The sequence below is a fragment of the Rhizobacter koreensis genome (assembly GCF_013366375.1).
Taxonomy (GTDB): Bacteria; Pseudomonadota; Gammaproteobacteria; order Burkholderiales; family Burkholderiaceae_C; genus Schlegelella_A; species Schlegelella_A koreensis.
The window spans coordinates 69450-86269 of the sequence record NZ_JABWMJ010000010.1 but is presented as its reverse complement, the minus strand read 5'-3'; the positions used below and the strand labels follow the sequence as shown (position 1 = coordinate 86269).

Genomic DNA, 16820 nt, shown 5'->3' with positions numbered 1-16820 from the left:
GCGGTGGTCAGCCCAACCAGCCGCGGATACGCTGGGCCAGCGCCTCGCGGCTGATGCCGTAGCGGTCGTGCAGGGTGGGCAGCGCCCCGGCGTCGAGAAAGGCGTCGGGGAGACCCGCGAACTCGAACCGAGCCGGCTGCACGCGATGCCGCAGCAGCGTGCCGGCGATCGCCTCGCCGAGCCCACCAATCACCGAGTGGTTCTCGGCGACCACCACCAGCCGACTCTTGTAGCGAACGGCTTCGAGGATGGTCAGCTCGTCGAGCGGCTTGATCGTCGGGCAATGGAGCACCGCCACGCCGACGCCATCGGCCTGCAGCGTCTCGGCCGCTTCGAGTGCGCGCATCGTCATGAGCCCGCTGGAGATCACCAGCACCTCATTGCCGTCGCGCAGCAGCTTCGCCTTGCCGAGTTCGAATTCGTAGCCGTACTCGTCCAGGACCAACGGCACCTGCCCACGCAGCAGACGCATGTAGACCGGGCCCTTGTGCGCAGCGATCTGCGGAACCGCCTGCTCGATGTCGAGCGCGTCGCAGGGATCGACGATGGTCAGCCCGGGGACGCCCCGCATCATGGCGAGGTCCTCGGTCGCCTGATGGCTCGGGCCGTAGCCGGTCGTCAGCCCCGGAAGCGCGCAGCAGATCTTGACGTTGAGGCCTTCCTCGGCGATCACCTGGTGGATGAAGTCGTAGGCGCGCCGGGTGCCGAACACCGCGTACGTCGTCGCGAACGGGACGAGCCCCTCCTTGGCCATGCCGCCGGCTGCGCCCATCAGCAGCTGCTCGGCCATGCCCATCTGATAGAAGCGCTCGGGATATGCCTGCGCGAACAGATGGAGGTCGGTGTACTTCGCGAGGTCGGCGGTGAGCCCGACGATCTCCGGGCGATCGGCCGCGTACTCGACGAGCGCCTTGCCGAACGGCGCAGCCTTGACGCGCTGGCCCTCCGAGGCGATCGACGCGATCATGGCAGAGGTGGTCAGACGCGGCTTCTTCTCCACCGCCTTGGCTTCTGCTGAGTTGCCGCTCATGCCGGCGCTCCTTCGTTGGTCGTCTTCGAACGTCGCGCATCGAGTGCATCGAGCGCCTGTTGCCACTCGGGCAAGTCCACGCGGATGAAGTGGTTCTTGTCGCGTTGCTCGAGAAACGGCACGCCCCTGCCCATCTGCGTGTCGAACAGGATGACCCGCGGCTTTGGCTCGGCGAGTGCGCGAGCATGGTCGAACGCCGCCAAGACTCGAGGCAGGTCGTTGCCGTCGACGCGCTGCACGTGCCAGCCGAATGCCGCCCACTTGTCGGCGAGTGGCTCGAAGCCCAGTACCTTGCTCGACGGCCCGTCGGCCTGCTGGTTGTTGATGTCCACCAGGCAGATCAGGTTGTCGAGCCGATGGTGCGCGGCGGCCATCGCGGCCTCCCACGTCGAACCCTCGTCGAGTTCGCCATCCGACATCGAGTTGTAGACAAACGCGGGGTTCTTCTTGTGCTTGAGGCCGAGCGCCACGCCGACGCCGATCACGAGGCCCTGTCCCAGCGAGCCGCCGGAGATCTCCATGCCGGGGGTGTAGGTGGCCATTCCCGACATCGGCAGACGGCTGTCGTCGCTGCCATAGGTTTCGAGCTCGGCCTCGGCGATGACGCCGGCCTCGATCAGCGCCGCGTAGTGCGCGATCGCGTAGTGGCCGTGCGACAGCAGGAAACGGTCGCGGCCTTCCCATTCGGGCTCGGGGGGGCGAAGCCGCAGCGCGTGGCAGTAGGCGACTGCGAGCACGTCGGCCCAACCGAGCGCCTGCCCGACGTAGCCCTGGCCCTGGACTTCGCCCATCCGCACGGCGAAGCGTCGGATGCGATACGCGCTCTCGCGCAAGCGTTGCAGAGTGTCCATGTGTGAAGTCCGGAAGATCAGTGCAGCGTGAGCCACGGCAGGTACGCGAAGCCGAGCAGCAGGCCCACGGCAACCACGTAGAAGGGGATGAGTTCGACCACGACGTCGCCGATGCGCACCTTGGCGATCGAGCTCGTGATGAACAGGGTGGTGCCGATCGGCGGGTGGTAGAGCCCGATCGACAGGTTGACGATCATCATGATCCCGAGCTGGACCGTGTCCATGCCGACCGCCGCGGCGAGCGGAACGAACATCGGCGTCAGCAGCAGCACCGCCGCCGGCAGATCGATGAACATGCCGGTGGCCAGCATGATCAGGTTCATCGCCAGGATGATCAGCCAGGGGGACTGCAAGGTCTCGGTGGCGAAGCGGGTGAACGCCGCAGGCAGCTGCTCGTAGGTGACGATCCAGCCGACGATGCTCGAGGCCATGATGATCAGGAGGACCACGCCGGTCGAGATCCCCGCCTCGACGGCGGCGTGACGCAGCTTGGCGATGGTGAGATCGCGGTAGACCAGTCCCGAGACGACCAGCGCGTAGAGGGTCGACATCACGCTCACTTCGGTGGGCGTCGCGATGCCGAAGCGCAGGAAGACGATGATCAGCACCGGCATCGCGAGCGCGGGCCCGGCGAGCACGAGCTGACGGCCGAAGGCGTTCCAGCGGAACGGCGTGGTGTCGCGCGGAAAGCCCCGGCGACGGCCCTGCACGTAGCACACCAGCATGAAGCCGCCGCACATCAAGAGGCCCGGCAGGATGCCGGCGACGAAGAGCGCGCCGATCGATGCGCCCGACACCAGCGCATAGACGATCATCGGAATCGACGGCGGTATGAGGATGTCGATGGTCGCCGCCGCGGCCAGCGTGCCCGCGGCGAACGGCGCGGGGTAGCCGAGCTTCTTGAGCCACGGGATCAGCATCGATCCGATCGCCGACGCGTCCGCCACGGCCGACCCCGAGACACCGCCGAAGATGGTCGACGACAGCACGCCCACCTGCGCCGGGCCGCCGTGAACGCGTCCGATCATCATCGACAGCAGGTTCACGAGGCTCTGGCCGAGCCTGCCGCTGACCATCAACGCCCCCGTCAACATGAAGAACGGGATCGCGATGAGCGGGAAGCTCTGCATCTGCGAGATCATCTGTTGCACCGCCAAGTCGACCGGCACCCGGCCGAGCGCGAGCAGGCCGCCGACCGACGCGAGCACCAGTGCGTGGGCGATCGGGATCGACGCCAGCGCGGCGACGATGAAGAGACCGATGATGAGAATGGTCATGCCGATGCTCCCGCATGCGCTTCAGGCCCGGGCACCACCTGCGCCTCGGTGTTCAGCATCGAAGGAATGCGGATGAGCGTCGTGATCGCCAGCAGCACGAAGCCACCCACCAGGCAGCCCACGGTCACCGAGCCCGGCACGCGCAGGATCGGGCTGTACTCGTCGGCAGCGATTTCCATCAGCGGAAGCGCGGCCCAGCCCAGGCCGAGATAGAGCCCCGCGACGATCAACGCGCCGGCCGCCAGCACCCAGCGACGCGATGCGCCCAGGCGCTGCGTCAGGATCACGACGGCGATGTGCGATCCGCTCTGCGCCGCGATCACCACGCCGGCCATGATCATCCAGGGGAAAAGCAGTTCCGGAAGCTCCGACGCCCACGTCAGGCTGCTACCCATCGCATAGCGCAGTCCGACGTTCGCGCTCAGGATGAGGAAGGTGACGGCCAGCGTCACGTAAAGGATCGCGCGGCAGAAGTAGCCGATGCCGCGCTCTACCCAGGCGATGAAGGTATCCAAGGTGAACTCCTGCCGACGCCATGACGGCGCCGGCTGCGAGGGGCGGAAGCGCTCAGCGCGCGGCGGCGACGACCTTCTTGAGGTACGGTCCGATGGGCCCGTTGAGCCACTTCTCCGTGACCTTCTCGGTGGCCTTCGCGAAAGCGTTCTTGTCCACCGTCGTCACCTGCACGCCCTGCGCCTTGAGGTCGGCGAGCAGCTTCTCGTCGGCTTCGGCCGAGAGCCGCCGCTGCAGCGTGGTTGCTTCGGACGCCGCGTCCTGCACCGCCTTGCGGTCGGCGGCGGACAGGCGATCCCAGGTGCGCTTGCTCATCAGCAGTGGCGTCATCTGGAACTGGTGGTTGGTCATCGCGAGGTGCTTCTGCACCTCGTAGAGCTTGCTGGCGTGGATGTTCGCGAGGGGGTTCTCCTGGCCGTCGACGACGCCCTGCTGAAGCGCCACGTAGAGCTCGGAGAACTTGATCTGCTGTGCGTCGGCGCCCAGCGCCTGCATGATGTCCACCAGCGTCGCATCGGGCGGCGTCCGCATCTTGAGACCCTTCAGGTCCTCGGCCTTGACGATCGGTCGCTTGCTGTTGGTCATCTGGCGGATGCCGTTGTCCCAGTAGCCGAGCACCACCATGCCCTTCTCGGCCGAGCGGTCGGCGAGCTCCTTGCCCACCGGGCCGTCGAGCACCTTGAACGCCTGAGCGGCGCTCGAGAACATGAACGGCATGCCGAACGCGGCGTACTCGGGAACTGCATTGGCCACCGCGCCTTGCGAGTTGGCCGACATGTCGAGCGCGCCGGTCCGCAAGGCCGTCACCATGGCCGCGTCGTCGCCGAGCTGCGCCGAGTGCGCGACCTGGACTTCGATGCGCCCGCCGGTCTTCGCCTTGAGCAGCTCTGCGAAGCGGACCGACGCCTCATGACGCGGATTGCCGGGAGCGGCGCCATGGCCGAGGGTCAACTTGGTCGTCTGGGCACTGGCACCGAGCGGCACGAGCAGGGTACATGCTGCAGCAAGCAGTGACAGCTGGAGGGTCCTTCGGTTCATCGCGTTTGTCTCCTGAAATGAATGTTCGCGCGTCAGTGGATGAGCATTCCGCCGTTGACGTCGAGCGTGATGCCGGTGCAATACACGGAGAGGTCGCTCGCCAGGAACACGCAGGCGCCGGCCACGTCGTCGGCCCTCCCGAGCCGGTTGAGTGGAATGGTTTCGGTGATCGCGTCCTTGCGCTCCGGGCTGAGCTTGCCCTGCGTGATGTCGGTCTCTATCAGTCCGGGGGTGATGCAATTGACCCGGATCCCCTCGATCCCGAACTCGCGTGCCATGGCGCGTGCCAGGCCGAGCACGCCGGCCTTTGCCGCGGAGTAGTGCGGACCACCGAAGATGCCGCCGCCCCGCTGGGCCGACACCGACGAGATGCAGACGATCGAACCCGCCTGCTGCCGTCGCATCGCGGGCAGCACCGACTGCGACATGTGCAGCGTGCCGCGCAGGCTGACGTCGAGGATGCGGTCGTAGTCGGCGCGGGTGATCTCGAGCGTCTTCACCGGCTGCGTGATGCCCGCGTTGTTCACGAGCACGTCGATTCGCCCGTAAGCCTTCAGCGCCTGCTCGATCGCAGCGTCACACGCAGCCTTGTCGGTGACGTCGCCGACGACGCCGAGATGACCGTCGCCGAGGCGGGACGCCGCCGACGCGGGATCGGCACGTTCGAGATCGACGATCACTACGCGCGCGCCGTGAGCAGCCATCTGCCGCGCCGTGGCGAAGCCGAGCCCGTTGAGCCCTGCCCCACCGGTGATCACCGCGACCTTGTCTCTTAGCAGCATGAAGTCCGTCTCCAGCAAGAAGTACTAATCGGAGCGGACCTTGCGCACTCTCGCGCGCGGCACCCGTTGCGCGACCGCCGAGACATCGACGACCTGCTTGCTCCGTGTTTCTGGTGCGCATCGTCCTGCGGGGACCGGTTGACATCAAGCGATCATTTTTCAAGGTAAGCTGACAAGGCTTCACGTTACGTGGGGGAGAACCCGATGCCTGCATTGCCCTCGGTCGCGAACCTTCTGGCCTTTGAAGCAGTGGCACGTAGACGCAGCTTTGCGCTTGCCGCAGCCGAGTTGCATCTCACGGCATCCGCCATCAGTCATCAGGTCGCGAGACTCGAAGCGGACGTCGGAGTGCGCCTGTTCGAGCGAAGTGCGCACGGCGTGCGCCTCAGCGCAGCCGGCGAGCGATATCTCGAGCGCGTCGCCGGCGCAGTGGGCGCGATTTCCGCGGCCACCGAGGACCTCCGCAAGGGAGTCGGCAACAGCCTCTACGTCCACTCGGCCCCGAGCATCGCGAGCCTGTGGCTGATGCCGCGGCTACGCGGGTTCGCTCAGGCCCATCCCGACATCTCGCTCAACCTTTCGGCCGCGCACACGCAAAGCGACTTCGCGCTGGGCCAGGCCGACGTCGACATCCGCTACGGCGTGCCGCAATGGAGCGACCTCGTCGTCGAGCCGTTGTTCGAAGAACCGATCCTGCCGCTTGCAAGCCCTGCGTTCATTCGAGAGCATCGGCTCAAGCGAATCGAGCAGTTGCTCGAGGTGCCGCTGATTCAGAGCAACGTCAGCGTCGTGCAATGGTCTGACTGGCTGCAACGGTACTCGACGCTTCGGTCCCCGGAACGCTTTGCGCTGCGCTTCGATCGTGCCCAGATGTCCCTTGATGCCGCCGTTCAGGGCTTGGGCGTAGCGCTGGAAAGTGCTGTAAACGCCGAATCGCACCTGGCCCGTGGGTCGCTCAAGCCGGTGTTCAGCCCTGAGAAGGCAATTCGCATCAAGGCCCACTTCGCGGTGTATCCCTCACGGCATTCGACGCGACCGCCCGTCGAGGCATTCCTGGCGTGGATTCACAGCGAAGCTGCAGCTACTACGGCGGCGATGCAGCAGCGGGCGAACCGTGCGACAACCAGGAGAGCCTAGGCGCTTTGCGTCAGGTGAAACACTCGCCGCACGCCTTGGTCCCGCCAAGGCCTGACCTCAGGTTGGGCCGAGATGCACCGACGTCAGGCGGCGACCACGGCTTCGTTCGCCTCGCGGTCCGCCTTCCGCGACAAGCAGATGCAATGGCAGAGGGTTGAAAGCGAAGGCCTCGACCTGGATCCTTGCACGCGGGGTGCCGACCAGCAAGAGTGGCTTGGGGGCAGCGCGCAATTGCACGTCAACGCCGCGACTGAGAGCTGTTGCTGACCTTCCTCGCACGGAGGGAGTCACGGTCCGGCCGGCGGCGACCGGGTGCGGCCGAGCTGATGCGCGTGCGCATCGGTCACCATAATGAGCGGCATGTTCTTTTCTTCTTTCGCGCGCGCGATGCTGCCGTGGCTCCTGATCGCGACCGGTGCGGCCGCGAGCACGCTCGAGGCGCAGGTCACGGCGCCCCGCTGCGGGGCGACGGCCGTCGATGCGCAGACTCCGCCTGCCGCTGCTGCGCAGCGCATCCCCGACAGTCAAGCGGTGAGCGGCTCGCGCAACATCGCCTGGGCGTGGCTGGGAACGCCGAGCAGCCACTATGCGCACGCGGCGCTCGGCTCCACCCTGCACGCGCGCAGCCTGCATGCGTTGGTGACGCACCCCGGCCGCATCCAGCGGCAGCTGACGGTCACTCTACCGGCCGACCGCGTGTTCGAAGACCGAACGCTGCGACTGGCCGACTTGGAGGGGGATGGCGGCGATCAGATCATCGTCGTCGAATCGGACCCGCAGCTCGGCTCGGCTCTGGTCGTCTACGGCCTGCGCACGGGTGCCGGCGCGCGCGAGCCGGTGCTGGCGTCGATGGCGCGCGGCCCCTTCGCCGGCAAGCCCATGCGCTGGCTCAACCCGGTGGGTGCGGCGGATTTCGACGGCGATGGCCGATTGGACCTCGCTGCAGTGACGACACCGCACATGGGCGGTGTACTGACGCTGTACCGCTACGAGCCCCCACGGCTGCAACCCGTCGCAACCCTGCCGGGAGTGTCCAACCACCGCAACGGAACCGTGGAGCAGCAACTGGCGGCGATCGTTCAAAGGCCGGGGCGTCGCCCGGCGCTGATCATTCCGGGCAACGACCTGCGTCGGCTCCATGCGGTGCGCTTGGACGACGCGGGGCAGTGGAAGCAACAGGCCGAGCCGCTGGTGCTGCCCTCGCCGGTGCAGCGCCTGACGCCGCTGCCTTCCGGCGCTTGCGTGCTGATGACCGACGGCATCACCGTGCAGGTGCGCTTCAGCGATTAGGGGAGCCCGCCTGACGTCAAGAGCCGCCATGCCCGCAGAAGCGGCTCGCGAAGCGCGGCCCATTCGGCCAACGGCATCAGCGCGGTGCCGCATCTCGGCCGCCCATTCTCAGCCTCCGCCTGCATGGCCGGAGGTCTCGCCGCGGCATCAAGCCTTGCGTTGCCCGTGTTCGCCGCGTTGGCGAACAAAGCTGACGCATGACAACTCGTCTCGCACGCTGCGAAAGTGGATGTCAGCGCCCTGTGCGCCGCCGCGATCGCCGCGGGGCAGCCGCAGGTTCGACAGTGACGCGCAAGCTATCTACGAGGAACTCTCCAAACGCGTCTGCCGCGGGCGGCAGCGATCGAGTGAGTGAGCGATAGACGCATACCTGCCGGATCGTCTCAGGGTTGACCACGCGGCGCATGACCAACCCGAACTTGTCGGCAAGAACGCTGATGTAGGCAGGGGCGAGTGTGGCCGCGAGCCCCTCTGCCGCCATCCCGAGCGCCGTCGTCACGTTGTCAACCACGGCGACCGCTGACGCCGGACTTCGCCGTCACCGACGCACCCGCTGCTCGGGGGCAAGGCCCGGGCGGACGCCCGCTCCTCGCACCTCGAAGCCGACGCTTTGAATGGTTCGTCCGTCCTCCGCGACGAGCTCGAGCCGGTGCCGCCCGGGCCACGGCGCCCAGCGGACCCGCGCGCCGCGGCCAAGCGGCCGGCCATCGAGCCGCCAGACGCCGCGCTCGCCTTCGAATGTGATGCGCTGGGCCACGGGCGGGATGTCGGGATCGATCGCGAAGATGCTGCCGTCTCGCGGGCTGACGATGCCGTAGCGCCGGTCGCGCGCCACCTCGGCGCTGGCACGGGCGTCGATCGGCTCGGTGCCCCTGACGAACAGCTCGTCTCGCGCCGGCTCGCGACGTTCATCGAACTCGACATGGCGCAGAACCACGCCGGGCGGCTGCCGCGGCGCCTGCGATGGCGCGCCGGCGTGCAGATAGCCGACGATCGAGTGCCAGATCGGCGCCGCGCCGCTGGTCCCGCTGACGTCGTGCATGGGCTCGCCGCTGGCATTGCCGACCCACACGCCAACCGTGTAGCGATCCGTGAAGCCGATGCACCAGTTGTCGCGCAGGTCCTTGCTGGTGCCGGTCTTGACCGCCGCGAAGCCGCGCGTGGCGAGCGCGCTCGACCAGCCGAAGGTGCCGACGCGCGCGTTGTCGTCGGCGAGGATGTTCGAGACGAGGAAGGCCGCGGCCGGGTCGAAGACCGGCCGAGCCGGGGCGCGGGCTGCGCCTACCTTGACGGCAACTGCGGCGTGCCGGCCGCCGTTGGCGAGCGTCCGGTAGGCATTGGTCAGACCGAGCAGCGTCACGTCGGCGCTGCCGAGCGCGAGCGAGGCGCCGTACCAGCCGGCGCTCTGCGACAGCTCGAGGCCGAGCGCGTTGAGGCGGGCGAGCAGCGCGTCGCCGCCGATCATCGTGCCAACCCGCACCGCCGGCACGTTGAGGCTCGAACCCAGCGCGGTGCGCGCGCTCACGAAGCCGCGCCAGCTGCGGTCGTAGTTCTGCGGCAGGTAGAGGCCGGCCGCGGTCGCGATCTGTGCCGGCGAATCGTCGATCAGCGTGGCGGGCGTGATCAGCCGCCGCTCGAACGCCAGCGCGTAGACGAACGGCTTGAGCGCCGAGCCCGGCTGCCGCCGCGCGAGCACCCCGTCGACGTCGGCGGCGCCGGAGAGCGGGCCGCTCGATCCGACCCAGGCGAGCACCTCGCCGGTGGCGTTGTCGAGGACGACCAGCGCGCCGTCGGCGACGTTGCGGCCCGTGAGCTCGGCCAGGTGACGGCGCAGCGTCTGCACCGCGAAGCGCTGCAGGCGGGCATCGAGCGGGGTCGCCTGCACGGCGCCGCCGCGCGGGTCGACGACACGGCGCGCGTAGTGCGGCGCGAGCTGCTCGCCGAGCGGCACGCGGCCGCCGCGCGTCAGCGCGCCGTGCACCAGCGCCTCGACGCCGCTGCAGTCGAGCCGCTGCAGCCCCAGCACGCCGCACGCGCGATCGGTCACCACCGCCGCCGGCGCGTTCGGGCTGCGCACCAGCGCGACGGCGATCGCCGCCTCGTGGGCGTCGAGACCGCTCGGGTGCTTGCCGAACAGCGTCTGCGCGAGCGCGCCGATGCCGACGATCTCGCCGCGCCACGGCACCGCGTTGAGGTACGCCTCCAGGATCTCGCTCTTCCGCCAGCCCTGCTCCAGGCGTGTCGCCGTGACCGCCTGCCCGAGCTTCTGACCAATGCTGCGCCCGGCGCCCGGCCGCGCCAGGCCGGCGTCGAGCAGACCGGCGAGCTGCATCGTCAGCGTCGACGCACCGCGCGTGCGCGTGTTCCAGAGGTTGCCCCACGCGCTCGCCGCCGCTGCCTGCCAGTCGACCCCGGCGTGGGCCCAGAAGCGGCGATCCTCGCTGAGGACGATGGCGGTCAGCAGCGCCGGCGACATCTCCGCGAGCGGCGTCCAGGCAAGACGGCGAACGCTGGGGTCGGCCCGCACCGTCTGCAATGGCGCGCCGCGGCGGTCGACCAGCGTCACGTCCGAAGGCCGGTGCGCCGCCTTCACCTCGGCGAAGGTCGGCAGCGCCTGCGCCGCCGCACCGACGAGGGTCAGCACCAAGGCCGCGGCGGCACGCCTCATGGCGCGATCTCGACCGGCGCGTTCGGCGCCTCGCCGAAGGTCTCGGGCGCGTACATCGCCTCGACGCGCGTCGGCGGCAAGGCGAAGCGCCCGGGGTTGTTGAGGCGCACGGTGTACTCGACGACATGCCGACCACGCGGCAGCTGCTCGTAGTACGCGCGGAACGCCTCGAAGCCGCGCTCCTCGAAGGCCGGCGCCGCGCCGCCCGAACGCTGCTCGCCACGGGTCGCGATCTGCGAGTCACGCCCGAGCCCGCTGCCGAGGATCGTCGCGCCGCCCGGCACCGGGTCGCTGACGACGACCCACGTCATGTCGGCCTGCGCGTCGATCTCGAGCCGCACCTTGACGATGTCGCCGCGCGACCATGCCTGCGGGTTGCGGCGCTCGACCGCGCTGACGCTGCGCGTCACCGCGTAGCCGGCGCGCAGCGGCGCCTGCAGCGGGATCGCCGCGATGCTCTGCACCGTGAGCCACGGCTTGCCGGTCCCGTCCTGCGCGACCGCCAGGGTCGCCGGGCGCTCGGGCCACGCCAGCCGGACCGCGCCACCCGCCGGGCGGGTCGCCCAGTCGGCGACCGGCCGCGCCGCCGTCGTCGCGGCGGCTGCGGACGCCGGCAGCGCGCCCGGCAGCGCGGCACTCGCGGCCGTCGTCGAGCCGGCGCTGAACGAGGCGACCGTGCGGCCCGCGACCTTCTGCAACTCGAACCGGGCCGAGAACTTGTCGAGGGCGAGCGAGCCCCAGAGGTTGGCGGTCGTGGTGAGCCAGGCGCCCCCCTTCTGCCGCGCCAGGCTGCCGACCACCAGGCGCGGCAGCTCGTCCTTCCACGCCGGATCGTCGAGCACCGCCAGCACGAGGCGCGCGGCGTTGGCGTCGGCACTGTCCATCAGCCACCACCAGAAGTCGCTCTCCTCGGTGCTGAAGCGCAGCGTCGTGCCGGCATACGTGAGCCGCGCCCGCACGATCTGCTGCGCCTCCTCCAGGCGCGCCGCGCGGTCGGGAACGCCGTCGACGCGCTTGAGGATGTTCAGCCAGTCGATCAGCGCCGCGGTCGGCCAGGTGTTGGGCGCGAGCGCGATCGAGCCGAGCATCCTGGCGTGCGCCCGCCCGTGCCGCGACAGCGCCTCGATCGCCGCGAGCTTGCGCACGTCGAGGTCGGCGCGCGGCGCCCAGAAACGGCGCTCGATGCGGCCCTCGACGAACGCGGCGAGCCCGCCGAGCATCGCCTCGCGGGCCGGCGCCGGCAGCTCGAAGCCGCTCTCGTGCGCGGCCGCCAGCACATAGGCGGTGAGGCGGTCGCTGCCATGCGGCGGGTCGTCGGCACGCGGCGGGAAGTAGCTCGCGAGGCCGTCGCTGTCGAGGTAGGTGGGCAAGGCGTTGGCGACCCCGGCCCAGAGCGAGGCATCGCGAAGGCCGATCGCCTTCGAGGCCTTCTGCTCGAGGCACGCGAACGGATAGGTCTCGAAGTAGCGCCGGATGCCGGGCAGCGCACCGGTGAGCTTCGGCTGCACCGCGACGTCGACGCCGCCGCGCTTGGTGCCCGTCGCCGGCAGCGCGTCGACCGGCGCTGCCACCGGCAGCGTGAGGCGGCCGTCGAGCTGCGCGATCGTGGCCTGCAGCACGCGCAGCGGCACCGCCGCCGCGACCAGCTGCGTGACCTTGAGCCGGTCGCTGGCGTTCGCCGCGTCGGCCGAGGCCTCCCAGACGATGCTGTAGGCGTCGGCCGGCACGTCGACCGGCCACACGACCTCCTTGGCCTGGCCGGCCGCCAGCGCGACGTCCTGCGGCGCCAGCGCGATCGGGACGCGCACGACGTCGCCAGTCGCGGGGCCCGGCAGGTTGGCGGTGCCGCGCAGCGCGGCCCGCACCGTCATCTCGCGCGCGGTGGTGTTGCGCAGGGTCAGCAAGGCCGCGAAGCGGTCGCCGTCGCGCACCAGCGGCGGCAGCCCGGCGAGCACCTGCAGGTCCTGGCTGACCTTGATGCGGGTGCTGCCGGTGCCGAACTTCTGCACGTCGGCATCCGCCACCGCGACCAGCCGGAAGCTCGTCAGCGCGTCGTTGAGCGGCACCTCGACCCGGGCTTCGCCGTTGGCGTCGAGCACGACGCTCGGCTTCCAGACGAGCAGCGTGTCGAACAGCTCGCGGGTGGCGCCGCGGCCGCCGCCGCCGCCCGGCGCCACCGCCTTCCGGCCGTAGTGCCGGCGCCCGATGATCTCGCTCTGCGCGGTGCTCGTCTCGACGCTCCAGGCGCGCTCGCGCATCATCGCCTCGAGCAGCGCCCACGAGTCGTTGCCACGCAGCGCGAGCAGCCCCTCGTCGACCGCCGCGAAAGCCACCTCGACGCCGGCGAGCGGCTTGCCGGCATGGGTCACCTTCACCGTCGCGATCGCCTTCTGGCGGATCGTGTACTGCGGCTTGTCGGTGGTCACGCTCACCGCCAGCTGGTGCGCCGCGAGCCCGACCTTGAGGTTCGCGACGCCGAGCTTGAACGACGGCTTGGCGAGGTCGACCATCGCCGTCGGCGCCTGGTAGTCCCTGCCTTCGTGCCAGAAGCTCTGCCACCACGCGAGCGGCGCCTTCCAGCCCCAGGTGAAGAACGAGTACCAGCGGGTCTCGTGGATGCGGCCGCGCAGGGCGAGCACGCTGACGTACACGTTCGGCCCCCAGGTCGGCTCGATCTTCAGCGCGATGGTGGGGTCGTCGCCGCGCAGCGCGACCACCTGGGTCGCCAGCACGCCTTCGCGCTCGACCGCCACCAGCGCGGTCGCCTCGCGGAACGGCATGCGCACCTGCAGGCGCGCGGTCTCGCCCGGCTCGTAGCGCTGCTTCTCCGGCAGGACGTCGATGCGGTCGTCGTTGTCCTGCGCGAACCAGAGCTCGCCCTGGCGCGTGATCCAAACACTGGCGGCCGCCTCCGCCGGGTGGCCCTGGGCGTCGGCGGCCTGGGCGATGAGCTCGACCTGACCGGCGCTGTCCAGCCGAGCGTCGCACAGGAGGAGCCCGCGCTCGTCGGTGCTGCCCGAGCAGAGCTTGCCGAGCTCCTTCACCTCGCTGCGGTTGTCGTAGCCGTAAAGGCCGCCGACCAGGCGCTTGCGCGTGGTGACGACCTCGCTGATGCGCCCGTTGACGACGACCTTCTGCCCCCTGATCGGCTTGCCTGCCAAATCGAGCGCGAGCGCGCTGAACTGGACCCGCCCGCGGTTGCTGACCCAGCGGCTCGCCTTGACGCCGAGCACCACCGCGCTCGGCCAGAGGTCGACCCGCGTCGCGGCGGTCTGGGTCTCCCCGTTGGGATCGTTGAAGGTCACCTCGGCCTCGATCTGCGACGGCCGCGTCGTCTTCGGCAGGTCCTTCAGGCGGAACGTCGCGACGCCGTTACGGTCGGTGACGAGCGCCACCTTGTCGGCGATCAGCTTGGCGTCGTTCGCGGGTCGCTCGGCGTCGTCGCCGCCCTCGCCCTCGGCCGCCGCGGCGTTGCGCGGGGGCTCGAAGCTGAACTCGTCGTAGCCGGCGAACGCCAGCGAGCGCGGCTTCAACAGGGCCGATGCGCGCAGCGGCGCTCCGGCCATCGCCCCACCCGCGAGATAGCTCATCTGCACGTCGACGGCGACGCTCGACGCGGCGACCGGCGGCGCCTTCGGGCCGCCGAGGCGCGCGTCGATCAGCGGCACGCGGAACTCCTCGACGCGGAAGCTTCCGCTGGTCCAGCGCCGCTCGCCGGCCTCGCTGTCGAGCGTCGAGGCACTTGCCGGCGCCTCGCGCTCGAGCACCACGTCGTAGACGCCGAGCTTGGCAGCCGGCGGGATGTTCCAGGTGCTGAGTGCGCTGCGACCGCCGGCTGACCACGCGAGCGGCATCACCACCTCCTGGCCGCTGCCCTGGTGCACGATCTTCACCCGCGTCGGCACCCGGTCGGCGCCGGCTGGCGCGAGGCCCGACGACGTTTCGCGACGCACGAAGTGCTTCATCGAGACGGTCTCGCCGGCGCGGAACAGCGTGCGGTCGAACACCGTCGCCGCGCGCAGCTGCGGCTCGCGGCCCTCCCCGGTCGGCACGTGGAAGCGCCATGCCTCGATGCCCTTCTGCCAGCCGCTGAACACGAACGCGACGTCGCCCGACGCGGCGCTGCGCGCGCTGACGAAGTAGCCCGCATCGGCCTCGCAGCGGCTCGGGTTGGCGTCGAGCGGACGCGGCACGACCGCGAGGCCCGCGGCATCGCTGCGACCGCTCCAGAGCAGGCGCCCGTTGCAGTCGCGCACCGCGATGTCGGCGCCGGCGACCGGCTTGCCGCGATCGAGCGTCGTCACCCACACCACGCTGTTCTCGCGCCCTTGCTTGAAGTGAACGCCGAGGTTGGTCACCAGCACGCCGGTGCGGACGTACATCGGCGCGCGCTTGTCGAGCAGCGCCTGGCCGAGCCGCAGCGACTCGATCTCGACGACGTGATAGCCGGGCTCCGCGAGCGGGATGCCGACCACCTCGAACGGCCGCGGGTCGCCGCCGGCCAGCATCGGCAGGTCGAGGCGGCGCGCCCCCGGGTCCCTGGCGAGCAGCGAGACCTCGCGCGTCCCGACCATCCGATCGACGCGCCGCTTGACCACGCGGCCCTCGGCGTCCGACTCCTCGACCAGCGTCGTCCACTCGCGCTGCGGGAAACCCAGCTCGCGCGCCGTCAGCTCGGTCTCGTGGTATTTCTGGACGCGCGCGTACCAGGCCAGGATGTCGAGGTCGCTGACGAGCCGCTTGACGCGCACCTGGCCCGCGGGCCGCGGGGCCGCCGGCGAGCCCGGGCGCAGGTCGGCCTGCACGTGTCGCAGCGTCACCGGCAGCGCGGCTTCCGCCGCGCGCTCGACGATGCCGAACGGCGCGGCGGCGAACTTGGCGATCGGCGGCGTGCTGGCGGTCTGCACCTTCAGCGGGAACGCCGAGGCGTTGGCGAGCGGGCGCCCCGCCACGTCCTTGACGCCCGCCGGCATCTCGATGCTGAAGCTGGCGTTCTCGGGCAGCGGTGTCGGGAACTGCAGTTCGCTGAGCTCGCGCGCCCTGTCGTCGGTGTCCAGCCGGGGCGCGAGCGCGTCGCCGGCGGCCGGGCGCAGGCGCACGCGCGCCGCGAGGTCGCGCGGCACCGGCGCGCTGAAGCGCACCGTCATCGGCCGGATCGGCATGCAGCCGGCATTGGCGCGCTCGCGCTCGCAGCTGAAGTCGGCGGTGAAGGCCGCCCGCACGGTGTACCGGAACGCCTGCTCGACGGTGGTCGGCAGCTTCGGGTTGCCCGGCGCGGCGATGCCCTTGCCCCAGACCAGGCGCATCGCCGCCTCGTTGGGCAGCGGCCGCTCGCACCGCGCCAGCAGCGTGCGGTCGTGCGCGGCCGGCGCGATGCCGCGTGCCTTCAGCACCTGCGCACGGGCGTCGCCGCCGACGATCACCAGCCGCACGCGGTCGCCGAGGCCCTCGACCTCGCACCAGGCATTGCCGGCGACCGTCGCCGCGTCGGCCGCCCCGTTGAGGCGCAGCAGGAAATGCTGGTCCTCCTCGATCTCGGAACCCTCGCCCGGGTCGACCCGCACCACGGCCGGACCGCCAGTGCGGAACGCGAAGCGCGTCGTGCCGGTCACCGCGGCGCCGCCGGTTGCACTGGCTGCCGGATCGGTCGCAGCGGGCTTGACCGCAGAACGCCAGCCCGGCCGCAGGGTTGCCGTGCACGCGATGCCGGGCCCGAGCGGCTCGCGGAAGTCGTAGAGCCAGGTGCGCGGGTCGGCCCAGCGGCCGCTGCCTTCCGGCACGCGCCCCTGGCACGCGATCGCGAACGGGTCCGGGAGCCGCAGGTCCCCGAGCGGGACCACCGCGTCCGAGAACTTGACCGTCACCTGGCGTACCTGCGCCACCTCGCCCTGCGGCGTGGCCGCGACCACTGCGATCGCGTGGGCGGCGCTCGCGAATCCGGCCAGCACGAGGCCGAGGAATGCTCGTCGTCGAGGTGTCATCAAATCTGCGCTCCAGCGCGTGCATGGGTTGGCGCGCAGGGTACCGGCGAATGACGGCGCCACCGCGTCGTCGGCAGCGCCGGGCCGACCAACGGCAGCCTCGTACGGCAGCGGCGGCTCGTGCGGCCAGCGACCGCGAGCGGGCACGGCCGTGGCGCCGCGGCGGCCGCACTGCCGAGACGCCGTCGCGGCAGAAGGGGCTCGGGCGGCACGGGTGACCCGCGGGGAAGCCAGGTCGCTGGGGGCCGGTGCG

General features: G+C 70.5%; 10 protein-coding genes and 1 pseudogene. 2 read left to right on the top strand and 9 right to left on the bottom strand.

The window, feature by feature from the left end; translation table 11 throughout:
* Window positions 1-7 precede the first annotated feature (7 nt).
* Genes HQN59_RS19540 through HQN59_RS19515 form a run of 6 tightly spaced genes read right to left on the bottom strand, consistent with a single transcriptional unit; the run spans window position 8 to window position 5491 of the window.
* Window positions 8-1030, bottom strand: a complete 1023-nt coding sequence (locus HQN59_RS19540; protein WP_176070805.1) for a transketolase family protein — start codon at window positions 1028-1030, stop codon at window positions 8-10.
* Window positions 1027-1881: a transketolase gene (locus tag HQN59_RS19535; RefSeq protein WP_176070804.1), complete on the bottom strand. Its 855-nt coding sequence runs from the start codon at window positions 1879-1881 to the stop codon at window positions 1027-1029. The genes HQN59_RS19540 and HQN59_RS19535 overlap by 4 nt, the downstream gene beginning before the upstream one ends.
* A 17-nt stretch (window positions 1882-1898) precedes the next feature.
* Window positions 1899-3158 carry a TRAP transporter large permease gene (locus HQN59_RS19530; protein WP_176070803.1) on the bottom strand — a complete coding sequence of 420 codons (1260 nt, stop codon included), beginning with the start codon at window positions 3156-3158 and terminating at the stop codon, window positions 1899-1901.
* The gene (locus HQN59_RS19525; RefSeq protein ID WP_176070802.1) at window positions 3155-3673 is read right to left on the bottom strand and encodes a TRAP transporter small permease; all 519 of its coding nucleotides are present in this window, start codon (window positions 3671-3673) and stop codon (window positions 3155-3157) included. Before HQN59_RS19525 ends, HQN59_RS19530 begins: the two co-directional genes overlap by 4 nt.
* A gap of 52 nt (window positions 3674-3725) precedes the next feature.
* Complete coding sequence (locus HQN59_RS19520) at window positions 3726-4709, bottom strand: TRAP transporter substrate-binding protein (protein ID WP_176070801.1); 984 nt, start codon at window positions 4707-4709, stop codon at window positions 3726-3728.
* Between the two features lie 32 nt (window positions 4710-4741).
* The gene (locus tag HQN59_RS19515) at window positions 4742-5491 is read right to left on the bottom strand and encodes an SDR family NAD(P)-dependent oxidoreductase (RefSeq protein WP_176070800.1); all 750 of its coding nucleotides are present in this window, start codon (window positions 5489-5491) and stop codon (window positions 4742-4744) included.
* Window positions 5492-5695: 204 nt separating this feature from the next.
* Between HQN59_RS19515 and HQN59_RS19510 the strand changes: the two genes are divergently transcribed.
* Both HQN59_RS19510 and HQN59_RS19505 read left to right on the top strand, forming a co-directional pair.
* A complete protein-coding gene (locus HQN59_RS19510) occupies window positions 5696-6628 on the top strand; it encodes a LysR substrate-binding domain-containing protein (protein WP_176070799.1) in 933 nt (310 codons plus the stop codon).
* Window positions 6629-6979: 351 nt separating this feature from the next.
* Window positions 6980-7918 carry an FG-GAP repeat domain-containing protein gene (locus HQN59_RS19505; RefSeq protein WP_176070798.1) on the top strand — a complete coding sequence of 313 codons (939 nt, stop codon included), beginning with the start codon at window positions 6980-6982 and terminating at the stop codon, window positions 7916-7918.
* Window positions 7919-8150: 232 nt separating this feature from the next.
* Here the strand turns inward: HQN59_RS19505 and HQN59_RS19500 are convergent.
* The 3 genes and pseudogenes from HQN59_RS19500 to HQN59_RS19490 all read right to left on the bottom strand — a co-directional run.
* Window positions 8151-8435: pseudogene (locus HQN59_RS19500) on the bottom strand (LysR substrate-binding domain-containing protein); the annotation flags it as partial.
* 21 nt (window positions 8436-8456) lie between these two features.
* Window positions 8457-10586 carry a penicillin-binding protein 1C gene (pbpC, locus tag HQN59_RS19495; protein WP_176070797.1) on the bottom strand — a complete coding sequence of 710 codons (2130 nt, stop codon included), beginning with the start codon at window positions 10584-10586 and terminating at the stop codon, window positions 8457-8459.
* The gene (locus HQN59_RS19490; protein WP_176070796.1) at window positions 10583-16567 is read right to left on the bottom strand and encodes an alpha-2-macroglobulin family protein; all 5985 of its coding nucleotides are present in this window, start codon (window positions 16565-16567) and stop codon (window positions 10583-10585) included. Before HQN59_RS19490 ends, pbpC begins: the two co-directional genes overlap by 4 nt.
* Window positions 16568-16820 lie beyond the last annotated feature (253 nt).